The organism is Cupriavidus sp. 10L45, from assembly GCF_056395225.1.
The window spans coordinates 433616-448889 of the sequence record NZ_JBFTJC010000002.1 but is presented as its reverse complement, the minus strand read 5'-3'; the positions used below and the strand labels follow the sequence as shown (position 1 = coordinate 448889).

Here is a 15274-nt window from a genome sequence, read left to right as displayed (position 1 = left end):
GGTAGCGCTACCAACTCTTCCTATGATAGCGCTACCATTCCCTATACACCGGAGCTTTCCATGAGTCGCAACCAGCGCTTCCGAGCCTTGTTCCAGGCCGGCGACCCCTTTGTCTGCATGGGTGCCTACGACGCGGTTACCGCGAAACTGGCCGAAGCGGCCGGCGCCAAGGCGTTGTTTGTCAGCGGCTTCGTCGCGTGTGGCGTCGAGGCTGGCGAACCGGATATGGGGGCGCTGTCCCAGCGCGACATGTTCGAGCACATCCGCCGTGTTTGCCGTGCCACCACCCTCCCCGTCTTTGCCGACGCCGACACCGGTTATGGCGGCATGCTCGATGTGCAGCGCACCATCCGGCTCTGGGAGGAGGCCGGCGCCTCTTGCCTGCACCTGGAAGACCAGTCGCTCCCGAAGAAATGTGGCCACTTCGCGGGCAAACAGCTCATCAGCCGTCACGAGATGGTGCAGAAGCTGCGCGCCATGGTCGATGCACGGCAGGATCCCGATTTCTTCATCGTCGGGCGGACCGACGCCATCGCGGTCAATGGCCTGGATGACGCCATCGCGCGCCTGATCGCCTATGCGGAGGCCGGGGCAGACGGACTCTATGCCGATGCGGTCGAAAGCACGGAGCAGATGCGGGAGATCAGCCGCCAGCTCAAGCCGCTTGGCAAGCCGCTGTTGTTCAACATGGTCACGTCGGGCAAGAGCCCTCGTCTCACGCTGAAACAGATTGGGGAACTCGGCTTCGGGTTCGCACTGTGTCCCGTCGAGCCGCTGCTGGCGATGCACAAGGCCGTGAAGGACATGATGGAAACGTTCCTGCGCAGCGGCGGCGACGTGAGCGCCATCGCCCACATGCTCACGCCATTCGAGGAATACAACGATTTTGTTGGCTTGCACGAGGCAATCGCGCAAGAAGCTCGCTACACCGAGGGCTAAAGCCCCATCGACCGAGGAGACAATGTATGAAGAATGCCCTGATGCCAGCCGTGCTCGCGGGCGCGATGCTCGTCAACTTTGCTCCCGGCGTTGCGGCCCAGGAGTGGCAACCCACGAAGCCCATCCGGATGGTGATTCCGTCCACCCCCGGCGGTGGCACAGACTTTATCGGACGCACCCTCAGCGCCAGGCTATCCGAAGTCCCTGGGTGGCGGGTGGTGCCCGAAAACCGCCCGGGCGCGGCCGGCACCCTTGGGTTGGCCGAGGCCGCGCGCGCGCAGCCGGACGGATATGAGCTGGTCATTGGCCAGACCGCCAACGTCGCGCTGGCGCCCTGGTTGATGAAGCTGACGTTCGACCCGGTAAAAGACCTGACGCCGATCGCCTTTGCCGTGGAAGCGCCGATGGTGCTGCTCGTCAACGCTTCGTCGCCGTACAAGACCTGGGCCGAGCTTGCGGCTGCCGCGAAAACAAGCGGCAAGCCAGTTTCCTTCGCGACATCCGGCACCGGCAGCGTAGCGCACGTGGCCGGGGTGATGTTGCAGAACACGGCGGGCATCAAGCTTCAGCACGTGCCGTACAAGGGCTCGTCACCCGCCATTGCCGACCTGATGGGCGGGCATGTCGACCTCGCGGGAACGTCGGTGGCATCGGCCATCAGCCTTGTCCAGTCCGGCAAGGTGCGCGCGCTCGCCGTGACATCGCAGAAACGCAGCCAGGTCCTGCCAAACGTGCCGGCGCTGGCCGAACTCGGCTACCCGAATTTCCATCAGGTCGAGTGGTACGGCGTGTTCGCGCCACCAAACCTGCCGCCGGCGATTGCGGAACGCCTCAACAAGGAGATCAACAGGGTGCTGCAGGACCCGGACGTGCGCAACACCATTGTGGTCCAGGGCCAGGAACCGCGAACGGAAACCCGCGCGGCATTCGGCGCGTTGGTGCGGAACGACAGTACGAAAGCGAAGGAGATCGTCTCGCAAGCCGGCATCAAACTCGAATGAACACGGCACTGCCGTGGCCGCGCCCGGGCTTGGATCCGTTCATCGTGATGAACGGCGCAGGTAACACTACGAGCGGCCGTCCGGTCAATCCCTGCAGTAGCCTTCGCCCTGGCGAACCGTCAGACAGTTCTTCTTCCCGGCGAGCCATTTCATACCGGTCTCGGCGCCGTTGGTGGCGCGAATGACCTCCTTGGTCCCGTCGCGCTCGAATTCGATCGCGCCGTCGGCATACCGGCCCTCGAACTGGCGCGGGCCATCGAGGTTCTGCACGGTGACGTCGTACTTGCCATGGCCGCCGGCAAGCTCGAGTAACGTGCCTTCGGGGCCCGTCCACTTGCCGAGCCATTCATCGGTGCGCGGTGCGCTGGCCGTAGCTGGCGTGTCTGCCGTCTTCTGTGAAGACGCGTTGCGGTCCGAGCATCCTGCCACGGACACGATGGCGATCAGCAATGCGGCGAGGGATAGATGGGTTGTCTTCATCAGTCGATTGACGTGGGAATGCATGCGCGAATTCTCGCACGGCTGAAAACGAGATGATGCGCGTCTACCACTTGCGGGCGAGCCATCTGACACTGTATATTTATACAGTAGTCACGACACCCCGGAAAACTGGCCGCCCAAGCCCAGCCCGAGCGTCGTCTCCGCTTTCCCCCCACATCGAAAGGCAATCATGTTCGTGGACCGCACCGAAATCATCAACGCCGCCAAGACACTGCGCGCCAGCCAGGAAGAATCCAGGTACAGCAAGCTCGTCGCGCTCGCGAACAAGCAGCTCAAGGCTATGCAGGCAGCGATCCAGAAGGGCAAGGAAGAATTCGAGACCACTCTGGTACTCGATATCAACGAAGACAATCCGCAGGCAGTGGTGGAACCACGCGCGCAACGGCTGGCCGACGACCTCCGGGCACAGGGCTACACCGCAATGGTTACCACGTTTGCGGACGCCAGCACCGACCGCAAGGACTGGATGCCCAATATCACGATCGTCATCGGCCTGGGCGACATGGGCGCCGAAGCCGATAACGCGATCGCCGAAAGCACGGTGACCGAGGAAACCGAAGCAATGTCCTGACAGTTGCCCGGCAATGCAGGATGCCTGTTCCCTGCTGCTTCGATCCCAGTTCTTACGCCTGCATGCCTCCTGCTCTTCCCGGCTTGACGGGATAAAAAACGGCGCCAATCGATGGCGCCGTGAGTACTGCATGGTTCTGCGATTATCGGATCAGAACCGATGACGCATGCCGAGAAACACCCCAACGCTGTCGTCATGTCCGCCGTACGGGCCGTTCATGCTCGCGCTGACCTTGTTGTAGGTCGCCGCGAGGTAGGTGTCGGTCCGTTTGGAGAAGAAGTAGTCGCCAACGAGGAATGCGGACAGCTTGTGGCCGCTCCCTCCCGCCGCGTTGACGTTGTTGGCGGCATCGTAGATTGCGGCCGCCTTCACGACCACGGCTTGCGTGACCTGGTACGTGGTGCCGAACTGGAACACGTGGTCCGTTCTTGCGGCCGTGCCAGTGCCGATGTTGGTGATACCCGGGTTGGCGTAGAACTGCGCATTGGTGCCGTAGGTCGGCGCGAAGTCCTGGCTGGCGGATGGGGCGAACGCTGCATCCCGCCGCGTGTAAAGGTAGTAGCTGTGGAGCGTAACGGGACCCATCACGTATGACGCGCCAACGCCGGCGTTGGTCTGCTTGTTCCTGGCGGGATCTCGCGCCTGCTGGCCCACCAGACCCAGACCGAGCGGCCCGCGGGTATAGCCCACGCCCGCCGCATAGGTCGAACCCGCCGATGCACCGCCTGCAAGTTCGCCAGCCGAGTAGGCCGCCTCCACCTTCAGCGGTCCCACGACCTGCTGATATTTGAGCGAGTTGTCGAGCCGCGAGCCTTCCAGCAACTGCACCCAGACGTCGCTCGCGCCGGTATTGCCCCAGCCAATGGTGTCGAACGGGAGCAGGATATCGAACGGCACGCTGTACTGGCGGCCGAGCGTGATCTGCCCGTAGTCTGCATTGAGCCCGACCCAGGCCTGACGGCCGAACAACCGCCCGCCCTGCAGCGACACCCCGGCATCCGGGCTAAACCCCGACTCCAGCCTGAAGACCGCAGAAGTACCGCCCCCAAGGTCCTCGCTGCCCAGAATCCCCCAACGCGATCCGTTGAAGAAGCCCGGCACGACGCCCACAGCGCCGCCACTGCCCGTGGCGCGCCCCGCCGCGTTCGTCGCAGCCACCTGATGCGATTGATAGGCAATCGCCGTATCGATCAGTCCGTATAGCGTGACCGATGTCTGAGCATGCGCGGCGCCCGCAACCGTCAGCATGATGCCAAATGTGGAAATCTTCTTCATGACGTCAGCCCACCCGTCGTGCTGGCCTTTGTCATGGCTCCCTTGCCGTCCATTCCGTCTCCTCCTCTTGTTTTACCGCCCTTGAATTGGTTTCCAATGTAAATTACATGATGGACATCGTCAACTATATGGGCGTGGCAATCTGTCGCTTGCCGTGGACAATGCAGTTAGAATCGTTGACAGATTCAACTAACGGGAGCCTTCGCCAATGAGCGCAACGAAACGCAACGCCGGTGCCGCGCCGCGGATCATTACCGACCTGCTCTCCTCACGTCTGCACAACCTGGCAGGCCTCTCCGCCGCGAGCGCATCGTTGCGCGTGCAGCGCAAGTTCGGGCTGACACTGCTGGAATGGCGATCGATTGGCATGCTCGGCGCGCACGCACCGCTTTCCTTGAAGGAGCTCGCACGACGCGCCGCATTGGACAAGAGCTATGCCAGCCGCACCGTATCGGGTCTGATCGAGCGCGGACTGATCGTCAGCGAGCGTAGCGATACCGATGCCCGCGCGGTGCTGCTGAGCCTGACCAAGGCCGGCGATGCGCTCTACCGAAAGGTGATCGTTGACGCCAACGCGCGTAACGAGCGGCTGCTGAGTCCGCTCAGCGCCGAGCAGCGCAAACAGTTGATGGAAATGCTGTCGATGCTCACCACCAGCGCGCGCGACGTGCTGGACGAAGAGCGGCGGGCCGCCGCGGGAGAGACCATCGACGAAGCGGAGACCCCGGCGCCCGCGGCTGACGCCGCCACGGAACAGGGTGGCGGCGCCGACCTCGATCTCGCCGAAATCCGCTCGCTGGTATCGCGCCTCAACCGGCTCGTGGGTGGCTCAGGCGGCGTGTAATACGGCGCGTAGCGGGTTCAGGCCGCTACGCAACACCCGGCTGTGCAACGGTCGACCGAGCACGGCTTCGCATTGCTGCGCAACCGCCAGCATGCCGTCCAGATCGATGCCGGTTCGGACGCCCATCGCGTCAAGCAGCGCCACCCAGTCCTCGGTGCACACGTTTCCGGTATGTCCGCCCCCGTACTGTACCTTGGCGGGATGACCGCCCACGCCGCCCATCGCGCAATCGAAGTGAGTCACCCCGGCTTCCAGCGCGGCAACATAGTTGACCAGGCCAGTGCCACGTGTGTCATGGAAATGCGCAATCGGGGTAACGTCCGGGAAGGCCTTCCGCATGGCGCGGAACAACGCACGCACGGTTAGGGGCGTCGCCATGCCGGTCGTGTCGCCGAGCGTCACGAACCTGACACCGGCATCGCGAAACCGCCCCACATCGCGCAGGACTTCCTGCGGATCGACATGGCCCTCGAACGGGCAGCCGAACGCGACCGAGATTGTGCCGAACATGCGGAAGCGCCCGCGCGCCGCATCTGCCATCGCGCGAATGTTCAACCACTGATCGTCCCGGCTGCGCTTGAGGTTGCGCTCCGAGTGCGACGACGAGGCCGACACCAGCAGGCTCACCTCGGTGGCCCCGAAACCGGCCTCCAGGTCCGCGAGCGCGCGTTGCACCGCGTGGCCGTTAGCGCATGTCGCCTTGTACATCACGCCTTCTCGGCGTGGCAGCGTACGCAGTAGCTCGGTAGCATCCGCAAACTGCGGCACGACCTTCGGATTCGAGTACGACGTGGCCTCCACGCGGGGAAAGCCGATGGCCGCAAATCGATCGACGAGGGCCACCTTGGTTTCGGTGGACACAAAATCGGGCTCATGCTGCAACCCGTCGCGGGCAAAGCACTCACAGAGGACGACTTCGGCAGTCATGGATGTCTCCGACGCGGGATTCATGGGTTCGACGGGTGAAACAACGCGATGGCGTGCTCGCGCAGCTTGTTCTTCTGCACCTTGCCGCTGGCGGTCATGCCGATGCGCTCGAAGTCCGTCACGATGGCGGCGTAGCGCGGGGTACGGAAATTTGCCATGCGCGGCCTGGCCCATGCCAGCAACGTCTCGGCATCCAGCGTCGCGCCGGCCTTGAGCGTGACGAACGCGGCCGGCACTTCGCCCAGCCTCGCGTCGGGCACCCCCACCACCTGGGCTGAAGCCACGGCGGGATGGGACAGCAGGGCCTGTTCCACTTCGGCAGGCGCCACGTTCTCACCGCCGACGCGGAACACGTCCTTGAGCCGGCCGACCAGCCGCAGGCGTCCATCGGTGCGCAACGCCCCAAGATCGCCGGTGCGCAGCCAGCCGTCCGCGGTAAATACCTTGGCGTTCGCCTCGGGCTGCTTGTAGTAGCCCCGCATGACGCCCCAGCCCTTGACCTGGATCTCGCCCACCTCGTCGACGCCACAGACGACGCCCGACGCCTCATCGATGATCCGCACCGCCACGCCTTCATGCGGGAGCGCGAACCCACCCACGCGCAGCGCTGCATCGTCGCGCCAGTCATTGATCACGACGTTGGGCGACGCCTCCGACAGCCCATACGCCCAGCAAATCGTCTCGACGCCCATCTCGTCGATGATGCGCTGCATCGTGTCGGCGCCTGCCGCGGCCCATCCACCGCGCAGATGCAAACGCGAGCGGTCGAACGACGGGTGAGAGATCAGCATCTGGAACAACGTCTCATTGCCCGAGATGAACGTGCAGCGCTCCCGCTCCATCATCGCCAGCGCGGCGCCGGCATCGAACGTCGGCAGGGTGGCGATGCTCGCGCCCGCGCACAGCGCGCAAAGGAGCGACAGCGTGGAGCCGGCCACATGAAAGAACGGCCGACAGTTGAAATAGCAATCCGATGCTTCGATGCCAAGCCGCTGCCCGACAGCCGAGGCGTTGCGCAGCATATTGTCGTGCGTGAGCATCACGCCCTTCGGGTACGCCGTGGTGCCCGACGTGAACTGGATCAGCAGCAGGTCATCCGGCGTCACGGCGCGCATGGCATCCGCGAGCGCTTCATCGCTCAGGGCATCGCCGGCGGCGAGAAATGCCTCCCAGCCGATCCCAGCGTGCGGCACATCGTTGCCGACCACCACCACGTCGCCGAGCAGTGGCAGCGCCTGCCCCGGCAGTTCATGGTCGACAGCGGGTTCCACCTCGCGGAGGAAACCCATGAAATCGATCTTCAGGAAGCGGTCCGCCAGGATCAGCAGCCGCACATCGGACTGGCGCAGGCAGTACTCGATTTCCGCAGCCTTGAAGCGGGTGTTGACCGGCACGGTCACGGCACCGATCAGCGCAGCGCCGTAGAAGCTCGCCACCCAATTCACATCGTTACCGCACAGCAGGCCGACGAATTCTCCGCGCTTCACGCCGCGCGCCAGCAGCGCCTTGGCAACGCGGCGCGATTGCGCTTCGAGGTCGCGCCACGTGGCGGCCCCGTCAGGCGTGACCAACGCGCGCCGCGCCCCACCCAGGCTGGCCTGCTGCGCCAGCACTGCTGCCAATGTGCGAGGTTCCCACGTCATGCTCTACCTCCAAATCCACCAATTCCCGCCCGCCAGTCGGAGCGGGCCAGGTTCTCTTCGATTGCCAGAAGTTCTTCCGCCAGCGCACCGCGCGGGCCCAGCTCGATGCCGCGATCGATGCAGCGTTTGGCCAGGCGCATGCCCAGCGGCGGTGCCTTGGCGATGCTTGCCGCCATGGCGGCCACTTCGGCGTCCAGGCTCTCAGGCGCGACAACGCGCGTGACGAGGCCGACGTCCTGCGCTTCCGCCGCCGTCAGGCGTCGTCCGGTGAACATCATGTCCTTGGCCAGCCGCTTGCCGACGATGCGCGCCAGTCGCTGGGTTGCACCCACGGTGCCCCACTGCGCCTCAGGCGTCCAGAAGGTAGCGTCGGGCGTGGCCACAGCCAGGTCGCAGGCGGCAGCAATCTCCACGCCAGAACCGGCCGCCGAGCCGGCTACCACCGCGATCACTGGCATCGGCAGGCGTTCCAGCGCGTCGTAGGCAAAGAATCCACGCATGCGGCGGGCCAGCACCTGCGCTTCATCCATCGTCTTGCGCTCCTTGAGGTCGGCGCCGGCGCAGAACGCCGGACCGGCAGCGCGCACCAGCACCACGCGCACGTCCGGATCGGCGGCAGCCGCCGTGGCGGCAGCCTGCAACCCCTCGCACATGGCCAGGTTCAGCGCATTGCGGCTATCCGGCCGGTTCAGCGTGATGGTGGCAACGCCGCCTTCCACCGCGTAGAGCACGGCGGGGGCTGTGCCCGTTTCGTTCGATTCAGTCATGGTTATCTCGATACGCCTCGGTCTGGCTACGCCTTAGATGGCCTTGGCTTCGCGCAGGGCCTTCACGCGTTGGGCGTCCATGCCCAGCCAGTCGCGCAGCACGTCGCCCGTATGCTCGCCAAGCAGCGGGGGCCGTCCCACCTCGGGGTTGTCCCAGCCGTCGAAGCGCAGCGGCACTGGCAGCGCCTGAAACGTGCCGATGACAGGATGATCGAATTCCGCCACCATGCCCCGCGCTTGCACATGGGGATCGGACAGGACTTCATCCACCGACTTGATCGGGCCGGCGGGCACACCCGCGTTGTCCATGGCCTCGCACAGCGCGGCACCCTCACACGCCGCGATGGCCTCGGTCAGCCGCTGCATCACTTCATCGCGCCGGCGCACGCGGCCGGCGTTCGTCTGGAGTTCCGGATCGGCGCCCCATGTCTCGAGTTTCAGCACCTGGCAGAGCGGCACCCAGTGCTGGTCACTCGCCGTAATATGGAGCCAGCGGCCGCACGCAGCCTGGAAACTCGCCGATGGCACGCGGCCGGGGTGCTCCGTGCCCATGCGCGGCGGCACTTCGTGCAGCGTGAACCAACGCGCCGCCGCCAGCGTGAGCAGGCTGACCTGTGCGTCGAACATCGAAAGATCGATGTGACAGCCCTGCCCTGACGCACTGCGGCCTTGCAGCGCCGAGAGCACGGCGATGGCGGCCCACAGGCCGGACGTCAGGTCTGCCATCGGCAAGCCGGGCTTCACGGGCCCACCGCCGCGCTCGCCGGTCAGGCTCATCAGCCCGCCCATCGCCTGGAACACGGTGTCGTAGCCCTTGCGCGCGGCGTAGGGGCCGGTCTGCCCGAACCCGGTACAGGAAAGATAGACCAGCTTCGGATTGATCTCGCGCAGCGTCTCGGGGCCGAGTCCATAGCGCTTGAGCGTGCCGACCGGGAAGTTCTCGATCACCACATCGACCTTGGCCGCCAGATCCCGCACGATCTGTTGCCCCGCCTCATTGCGCAGGTTGATCGTGATCGACTGCTTGCTCCGATTGAACGCCATGAAGTAGGCGCTTTCGCTCCCCCCCTCGGCCTCCACCTGCGGTTCGAAACTGCGGGTCTCGTCACCGGCGCCGGGCTGCTCGACCTTGATCACCGTGGCACCGAGTTCCGCAAGGATCATCGAGGCGAACGGGCAGGCCAGCACCCGCGAGAGGTCGAGAATCGTGATGTGTTCGAGTGGCTTGTTCATGGCGCGCTACCGCTCCGTCCGCACGAAGCTGCGCATGCGCTTGTTGGCTTCGCGCCCGACCTCCAGACCCGCTTCCAGCGGCAGGTCCACAACGCGGTGGAACGTCTGCTTGGTGGTGGCCATGGCCGCACGACTGACCTCGGCCAGACGACTGGCCAGCGCCATGGTCTCCTCCATCAGCAGGTGGTCGTCATGCACGGCGTTGACCATGCCCAGCGCGACAGCGCGCTCCGCATCGATCGATTCGCCGGTGGCCACGAGGTGAAATGCCGCCTTGCGGCCAATCTGCCGCGTCAGATTGGGCAGGACGATCGCGGCCACGATGCCATGCTTCACTTCCGGATAGCCGATGCGGGCCGAGCGCGCGGCGAGGGCCAGATCGCATGCAATGGCCAGCCCTGCACCACCGCCCATCGCGAAGCCGTTGATGGCGGCAATCACCGGCTTGCTCATCCGCGAGACGCTGAGATGCAACTGCATCGTCAGCGCGGCGCGCTCTTCCACGCGCGACATCTGGTCCGAGGTCAGGTCCTTGAACTCGCCGATGTCGGCACCGGCGCAGAAGGCCGAGCCATTGCCCGTGAGCACGACGACGTGCACGGCATCATCGGCTTCGGCCGCCGCCAACGCCTCCACCAGCCCACGCGTCAGGGCATTGTTCAGCGCGTTGCGCTTTTCCGGGCGGTTCATGCGCAGCACGCGCACCTGGCCGACATCCTCAATCTGCAGTTCGCTCATGTCCCCACCTCTCTACTTCCATTGATTTGCCATACGCGCCATCGCTTCGCGCGTCTCTGCCGCAATGCGTTCGACCAACACGCCGGCGGGCACTAGCCCATCGATCAGCGCGGCGCTCTGGCCCGCCTCGACCTTGCCCTGCTCGACATCGCCATCCAGGGCGGCCATCTTGAGCGACCGGCTGCCGAACAGCGCCTCGAGCGCCTCGCGCGGCTGACCTGCCCGTTCCGCCGCCTCGTACTCGTCGGTGAACGCATTGCGCACCGCACGAATCGGCAGGCCACGCCAGCCCACGAGCGTGGTATCGCCCACCCCGGCCGCCAGCACCTTCTCCTTGTAGGCGTCGTGCAGCGAGGCCTCGGGGGTCAGGAGGAAGCGTGTCCCCATCTGCACGGCATCCGCGCCGAGGCAAAGCATGGCCGCAACGCCCGCGCCATCGGCAATCCCGCCGCCGGCCACGATCGGCAAGTCAACGGCACGCGCAATCAATCGCACCAGCACCAGCGTGCTCGTACCGCTGGGCGGCGGATGTCCACCCGCCTCGCCGCCCACCACGACCAGCCCATCGACGCCGGCGGACGCCGCCTTGCGCGCATGGTCGGGATGCGCCACCACGTGTAGCCACTTGACCCCGGCGGCCTTGAAGCGGTCGATGTGTTCGCGCGGACTGCCTTGTGACGCGATGAGGATCGGCACGCCTTCGTCCAGCACGATCTGCAGATGCTCGGCCGCCCGTTTGTTGTACAGGGCGACGTTGACCGCGAACGGCGCATCGATAATCTCGCGCACTTCGCGAATCGCACGGCGCAGGTCGTCGGGCCGCATCGGGCCAGCCGCGATCACGCCCAGGCCGCCGGCCTTCGACACCGCCCCGACGAGCGGAGAACTCGACGACGCCCAGCTCATGCCCGCCTGGATGATGGGGTAGCGGATCCCAAGCAATTCGGTGATTCGCGTCTTGATGCTCATCTGTTGATTCCTCTGCAAAAGCGGTTACTCCGCGGTGATGCCTGCTGCCTTGATCACCGGCCCCCATCGCCCCTGCTCGGACTTGATCAGCGCGCGGTAGGCGTCGGGGGTGCTGGACTGTGCGATACCGCCCTGCTCGGCAAACTTCTCGATGAGGTCGGGGGTACGCAATGCGGCGGTGACGGCATCGACGATCTTGCGGGACACATCGTCGGGCAGGCCACGTGGCGCGACGATGCCGTACGCCCCTGCGGCAAGCACCTTCGGCAAGCCGGCTTCGGCCGCCGTGGGCACATCGGGAAGCGCCGCGAGCCGCTTGGTGTCCGTCACCATCAGCGCGCGAAGCTTGCCGCCCTTGATCAGGTGCGCGACCGCCGGGACTTCGGCGATGAACATGTCCACCTGTCCGCCCATCAGGTCCTGCACGGCGGGCGCGCCGCCCTTGTATGGCACGTGGCGCAGGCGGATGCCCGCTTCGCGCTGGAATAGCGCGCCAACCACGTGCGTGCTGCTACCCACGCCCGCAGACGCAACGGTGAACTTCTCCGGCTCGCGCTTGGCCGCTGCCTGCAGATCCGCGACCGATTTGAAGGGAGAGCTGGCATTGACCACCAGCAGGTTCGGGGTGGAGACCATCGTGCTCAGGTAGGCCACGTCCTTGAGCGGGTCGAATGGCATCTTGGGAGAAATGAACGGTGCGTAGACCATCGCGCCCGTACCGGCCATGCCCAGCGTATAGCCGTCTGCCGTGGCACGCGTCACGCCCGAGATACCCACGAGCCCCCCGGCGCCGGGCCGGTTCTCCACGACGATCGTCTGCCCGATCCGCGTGGTCATGGACTTGGCGAGCGTGCGCGCCATCACGTCAGCCGGCCCGCCGGCCGCGAACGGCACCACCAGAACGATCGGCCGGTCCGGATAGGCCGCCTGCGCAGGGCTGACCGTCAACAGGGCAGCCGTCCACAGCGAGTACATCATCAGGCGCAACATCATGTCTCCTTTATTAGAACTGCCTGGATATTTGTGGACATAGTATTTTATATCGTTGCGTTTGTCCACTATATGGTTGTACGCATCTCGCTCTATACTTCATCCGTCGTTTCACTCCGCACTGAACTATGGAATACGCTCCTGGCATCAGCCAGCTTGCTGGGCTGCTGGCCGACCCCGGCCGTGCGGCCATGTTGTGGGCGTTGATGGATGGCAGCGCGCGGCCGGCCGGCGAACTGGCGATGATTGCCGGGCTGTCGGCCTCGTCCACCAGCGGCCATCTCGCCCGCATGTCCGAAGGCGGCCTGCTCGCCGTGGAGACGCGTGGGCGCAATCGCTATTACCGGCTGGCCACGCCGGAAATTGGTGTGGCCATCGAGGCGCTTGCGTCGGCGTCGCTGGCCAGCCAGCCGCCGCGCGTGCGTGCCGTGCCGGTCTCCCGCACGGCGCCGCCGGCGCTGCGGCAGGCTCGCACCTGTTATGACCATCTGGCTGGGGAACTTGCGGTGGGTCTTTTCGAACGAATGTCCGAAGCGGGCTGGCTGATCGTGTCGGGCAGCGCCGTCGACCTCAGCGCCCCCGGCGCAGAGGCGATGGGGCAGCTTGGCATCGACCTGGGCGCCACCCGCCGCAAGCGCCGGCAGTTCGCCTGCACCTGCCCGGACTGGAGCGAACGCAAGCCCCATCTGGGCGGGGCGCTCGGCGCGGCGCTGCTCGACAGCCTGCTGGCACGCGGATGGATCGAGCGTACGGACACGTCGCGCGCCCTGCGCGTGACGCCTCGCGGCCAGCGCGAAATCGTGAACGTGGCAGCCTGACGGATATGAATACCGAAGCCAGAGGAGGAGCAGATGGCAATTGAACTGGACGACGACGCGCAAGACGCCATCAGCCGGCTATTCGCGCTGATTAACCTCGGCGACAGCGCCCAGACCAGCCGGCAGTTTTCGCTGTTCGAGGAAGCGCTGGAAGACGCCGAGGAAGACGAGATCGATGCCGCCGGCCTGCTGTGGCAGGTCAAGGACATCATCGATTGGGAATCCGGCTTTTATGTCGACTGGAAAGACGCCGAGTCCTTTATCGGCTGCCTGAACCAGCTTTGCGAGCGGATCGACCTCGAGGTGGACTGGGGCACCGAGGACACCGAGGACGAAGACTTCCTGGAGGGCACGAGCGTGCCCGAGCTCATGGAGATCGTCGCCACGCAGCTACGCATGGCCGGCTACACGCTCTGGAACTGGGATACCGGCGGCGACGCCTACGGCGGCTGGATCACGCGCAGCGAAGACGACGAAGAGATACTCGAGATCGCCGACACGCTCGGCTTCGACATCCGTCCCGGCGACCAGCCCTACTGACCGACCGGCTCGCCTGGAAACTCAGTCGAGCCCGATCACCACCGCGCCGCCGTCACCGTCCGGGGTATCGGCGATGTCGGCGCTGTCCGATCCATCCGTGCCCCCCAGCGCCTTGGCGCGCGGTGCCGGGCGCCGGGTCTCCGGCACGCCCAGCGTTTCCTCGAGCACAGTGAGGAAGGCCCGCACGCTCGGCGGCATCAGCTTGCGCGCGGGCATCAGCACGTACACCTTCAGCGGCGACGACGTATAGCCGGGCAGCACGCGCACCAGTTGGCCGTGCACCAGATGCTCGTGCACGAAGCGGGGCGACATGCGCGCCACGCCCAGCCCATCCAGCGCGGCCTTGAGCCGGACTTCAGCGTTATGCGTGGAGATGCGCGGCGAGACGTCCATGGCGAAGGTTTCCACCCCATCGCGCAGGAATTCCCATTGCACATCGTCGAGGTTGCCGAGCGTCGGCCAGCCCTTCAGGTCCTGCGGCGCGCGCGGCAGACCGTGCTCGCGGATCAGCGCGGGCGCCGCATAGAACGCACGCTCGATCAGCACCACGCGCTTGCTCGCGAACGAGCTGTCGTGGAGGTTGGTGTCGGTCATGACGAAGGCGAGGTCATAGCCGTGGCGAATCAGGTCGGGCTGGTCCCAGCTCATGTCCAGTTCCACATGCAGCGACGGGTGCAGCTTAAGTAACCTGGAGAGCGAGGCGGACAGGTGCTGCGAACCCACCTCGTAAGGCGTGGCGATGCGCAGCGTGCCGCTGACCTCGGCACTCACCGAGGCGGCCTCGGCGCTGATCTCGCGCAACTCGCCAAACAGGGGCGCCACGCGGTCATAGAGCTGCTGGCCGCGCTGGGTCACGCGCACGCGCCGCGTGGTCCGCTCGAACAGGCGCACACCAAGCTGGGTTTCCAGCCGGGCAACCGCCGCGCTGGCCGATGACTTGGGCACTTCCGCCAGTTCGGCGCCCTGCGTGAAGCCGCCCCCTTCCACCACGCGGCAGAAGATTTCCCAGTCTTTCCAGTCGATCGATTTCATGCAGACACCTTCGTCACCCACGCCGTGTGGGCGAGGCGGAATTGTCCCACAGCCCGGACAATCCCGCTGCCGACGTTCACGCCGATAGCCGCCGCGCCGGGCGGCGCGCACGGCATTTGATGCAGGTCATCGTGCGGGAAAACATTGATTGGGAATTGTTCTTGTTACCGCGTACGATTCCGGCATCCGCCCCGGATGGGGCTTCTTGCGGGAGCTGCAATGCTGAAAGTGGCCGTACTTCTCATCGCCGGTGCGTTTTCCACGGGGGCCTTCGCGGGCGCCAAGTGCGACAAGCATCCGAAGTCCGAATGGATGCCCGAGGCCGACGCCAAGGCCAAGATCGCGGCCCAGGGCTACAACATCAAGAAGTTCAAGGTGGACGGCAACTGCTACGAGATCTATGGCACCACCAAGGACGGCAAGAAGGCCGAGATCTACTTCGACACGAAGACGCTCGACATCGTGAAGTCCGAGATCGAGAAGTAA

At 65.4% G+C, this 15274-nt stretch carries 17 protein-coding genes; 7 read left to right on the top strand and 10 right to left on the bottom strand.

Going from position 1 to position 15274, the window contains the following annotated elements:
• Nucleotides 1-60 precede the first annotated feature (60 nt).
• Entirely contained in the window at nt 61-939 is an 879-nt protein-coding gene (locus tag AC1DFU_RS05505; RefSeq protein ID WP_441591327.1) for an isocitrate lyase/PEP mutase family protein, read from the top strand.
• 26 nt (nt 940-965) lie between these two features.
• On the top strand, nt 966-1940 hold the full coding sequence (locus tag AC1DFU_RS05500) for a Bug family tripartite tricarboxylate transporter substrate binding protein (RefSeq protein ID WP_441591326.1): 975 nt from the start codon (nt 966-968) through the stop codon (nt 1938-1940).
• 84 nt (nt 1941-2024) lie between these two features.
• Here AC1DFU_RS05500 and AC1DFU_RS05495 read toward each other — a convergent pair whose 3' ends face one another.
• Entirely contained in the window at nt 2025-2444 is a 420-nt protein-coding gene (locus AC1DFU_RS05495; RefSeq protein WP_255370773.1) for a hypothetical protein, read from the bottom strand.
• Nucleotides 2445-2610: 166 nt separating this feature from the next.
• Between AC1DFU_RS05495 and AC1DFU_RS05490 the strand changes: the two genes are divergently transcribed.
• On the top strand, nt 2611-3012 hold the full coding sequence (locus AC1DFU_RS05490) for a hypothetical protein (protein ID WP_441591325.1): 402 nt from the start codon (nt 2611-2613) through the stop codon (nt 3010-3012).
• A 150-nt stretch (nt 3013-3162) separates the two neighbouring features.
• On the opposite strand, the gene AC1DFU_RS05485 is transcribed toward AC1DFU_RS05490, so the two are convergent.
• Nucleotides 3163-4287 (bottom strand): porin, encoded by a 1125-nt coding sequence (locus AC1DFU_RS05485; protein WP_092293615.1) that lies wholly within the window; start codon nt 4285-4287, stop codon nt 3163-3165.
• 208 nt (nt 4288-4495) lie between these two features.
• Between AC1DFU_RS05485 and AC1DFU_RS05480 the strand changes: the two genes are divergently transcribed.
• The gene (locus tag AC1DFU_RS05480; protein WP_092293617.1) at nt 4496-5131 is read left to right on the top strand and encodes a MarR family winged helix-turn-helix transcriptional regulator; all 636 of its coding nucleotides are present in this window, start codon (nt 4496-4498) and stop codon (nt 5129-5131) included.
• Here AC1DFU_RS05480 and AC1DFU_RS05475 read toward each other — a convergent pair.
• From AC1DFU_RS05475 to AC1DFU_RS05445, 7 genes are read right to left on the bottom strand one after another with little or no spacing between them, the layout of a single operon-like run.
• Nucleotides 5117-6058 carry a hydroxymethylglutaryl-CoA lyase gene (locus AC1DFU_RS05475; protein ID WP_441591324.1) on the bottom strand — a complete coding sequence of 314 codons (942 nt, stop codon included), beginning with the start codon at nt 6056-6058 and terminating at the stop codon, nt 5117-5119. The two genes, AC1DFU_RS05480 and AC1DFU_RS05475, sit on opposite strands and share 15 nt — an antisense overlap.
• Before the next feature lie 20 nt (nt 6059-6078).
• The gene (locus tag AC1DFU_RS05470) at nt 6079-7701 is read right to left on the bottom strand and encodes an AMP-binding protein (protein WP_441591323.1); all 1623 of its coding nucleotides are present in this window, start codon (nt 7699-7701) and stop codon (nt 6079-6081) included.
• The gene (locus tag AC1DFU_RS05465) at nt 7698-8468 is read right to left on the bottom strand and encodes an enoyl-CoA hydratase/isomerase family protein (protein WP_441591322.1); all 771 of its coding nucleotides are present in this window, start codon (nt 8466-8468) and stop codon (nt 7698-7700) included. Before AC1DFU_RS05465 ends, AC1DFU_RS05470 begins: the two co-directional genes overlap by 4 nt.
• Before the next feature lie 33 nt (nt 8469-8501).
• Nucleotides 8502-9701, bottom strand: coding sequence for a CaiB/BaiF CoA transferase family protein (locus AC1DFU_RS05460; RefSeq protein ID WP_441591321.1), 1200 nt, complete (start codon nt 9699-9701; stop codon nt 8502-8504).
• Nucleotides 9702-9707: 6 nt separating this feature from the next.
• Nucleotides 9708-10439 carry an enoyl-CoA hydratase/isomerase family protein gene (locus tag AC1DFU_RS05455; protein ID WP_092293628.1) on the bottom strand — a complete coding sequence of 244 codons (732 nt, stop codon included), beginning with the start codon at nt 10437-10439 and terminating at the stop codon, nt 9708-9710.
• 12 nt (nt 10440-10451) lie between these two features.
• A complete protein-coding gene (locus AC1DFU_RS05450) occupies nt 10452-11408 on the bottom strand; it encodes an NAD(P)H-dependent flavin oxidoreductase (RefSeq protein WP_441591320.1) in 957 nt (318 codons plus the stop codon).
• A 24-nt stretch (nt 11409-11432) separates the two neighbouring features.
• On the bottom strand, nt 11433-12401 hold the full coding sequence (locus tag AC1DFU_RS05445; RefSeq protein WP_092293633.1) for a Bug family tripartite tricarboxylate transporter substrate binding protein: 969 nt from the start codon (nt 12399-12401) through the stop codon (nt 11433-11435).
• 125 nt (nt 12402-12526) lie between these two features.
• Here AC1DFU_RS05445 and AC1DFU_RS05440 point away from each other — a divergent pair, with 125 nt between their 5' ends.
• Together AC1DFU_RS05440 and AC1DFU_RS05435 are read left to right on the top strand one after the other, a co-directional pair.
• Nucleotides 12527-13216 carry an ArsR/SmtB family transcription factor gene (locus tag AC1DFU_RS05440; RefSeq protein ID WP_092293635.1) on the top strand — a complete coding sequence of 230 codons (690 nt, stop codon included), beginning with the start codon at nt 12527-12529 and terminating at the stop codon, nt 13214-13216.
• A gap of 33 nt (nt 13217-13249) precedes the next feature.
• Entirely contained in the window at nt 13250-13756 is a 507-nt protein-coding gene (locus AC1DFU_RS05435; RefSeq protein ID WP_092293637.1) for a DUF6630 family protein, read from the top strand.
• A gap of 21 nt (nt 13757-13777) precedes the next feature.
• Here the strand turns inward: AC1DFU_RS05435 and AC1DFU_RS05430 are convergent, their stop codons facing one another.
• Nucleotides 13778-14788, bottom strand: a complete 1011-nt coding sequence (locus AC1DFU_RS05430) for a LysR family transcriptional regulator (RefSeq protein ID WP_092293639.1) — start codon at nt 14786-14788, stop codon at nt 13778-13780.
• Nucleotides 14789-15007: 219 nt separating this feature from the next.
• Between AC1DFU_RS05430 and AC1DFU_RS05425 the strand changes: the two genes are divergently transcribed.
• Nucleotides 15008-15274: a PepSY domain-containing protein gene (locus AC1DFU_RS05425; protein ID WP_092293641.1), complete on the top strand. Its 267-nt coding sequence runs from the start codon at nt 15008-15010 to the stop codon at nt 15272-15274.